This is a genomic window from Pseudomonas sp. MD195_PC81_125, from assembly GCF_014060985.1.
Classification (GTDB): Bacteria; Pseudomonadota; Gammaproteobacteria; order Pseudomonadales; family Pseudomonadaceae; genus Aquipseudomonas; species Aquipseudomonas parakoreensis.
Genome location: NZ_JABULD010000937.1, coordinates 1 through 813, shown reverse-complemented (window position 1 = coordinate 813; position 813 = coordinate 1). Strand labels below are relative to the sequence as shown.

General features: G+C 50.9%; 1 protein-coding gene and 1 pseudogene. One reads left to right on the top strand and one right to left on the bottom strand.

Annotated features, from left to right (window positions below; genetic code table 11):
- Positions 1–246 (bottom strand): annotated as a pseudogene (locus tag HT737_RS32250) (lipid II flippase MurJ); the annotation flags it as partial.
- 105 nt (positions 247–351) lie between these two features.
- Here HT737_RS32250 and rpsT point away from each other — a divergent pair.
- Positions 352–624, top strand: coding sequence for a 30S ribosomal protein S20 (gene rpsT, locus HT737_RS30470; RefSeq protein WP_003228351.1), 273 nt, complete (start codon positions 352–354; stop codon positions 622–624).
- The last annotated feature ends 189 nt before the right edge of the window (positions 625–813 follow it).

The following is an 813-nucleotide window of genomic DNA, read 5'->3' as shown; positions in this document are numbered from 1 at the left end:
CCGAAAGGTGCGAGCGATGAGCGTGTCACGGACGAACCCCAGAATCCGGGAAAGCATCGTGATAGAGCTGACAGCGGCCAACGATTTGAGCAGATTCATTGAGGAAATTAGTGCCTGTCGATAAACAGCAGGCGAACAATGCGCCCACTTGTGCGATACTCCGCGCCGCAACAGCACAGAGCCAAAGCTCGCGAGTTTACAGGTCAAGCGCCGGAAATAAATATCCCGCCTCTTTATACCTACCACTTAGCGGAACGTTTCAAGCGCCCTTGACAAGACTTCTCTTCATCGGCATGATTCGCGGCCTATTTTGTTTGCTATTTCCTAAAAAGTCTTTCGAGGAGCTCGACGGTGGCCAACTCACCTTCCGCCAAAAAACGTGCAAAACAGGCTGAGAAGCGTCGCAGCCACAACGCCAGCCTGCGTTCCATGGTTCGTACCTACATCAAGAATGTAGTTAAAGCCATCGACGCAAAAGACGCTGAAAAAGCTCAAGCTGCATACGTTCTGGCTGTGCCAGTTATCGACCGTATGGCCGATAAAGGCATCATCCACAAGAACAAGGCTGCTCGTCATAAGAGCCGTCTGAATGGCCACGTCAAGGCACTGAAAGAAGCTGCTTAATCGACGTAGTCATTAAAAAAACCGACCTTAGGGTCGGTTTTTTATTGCCTGCAATTTGATTAAACGCAAGAGCAAAAAAATGCAGGAGCGAGCAAGCTCACCCCTGCAATTGGTTTTGCGCTGTTACTGCTGGACCGGCACCCACGGCACGATCGGAATTGCGGTTACCGCATTCTGCGGACTCCCTTC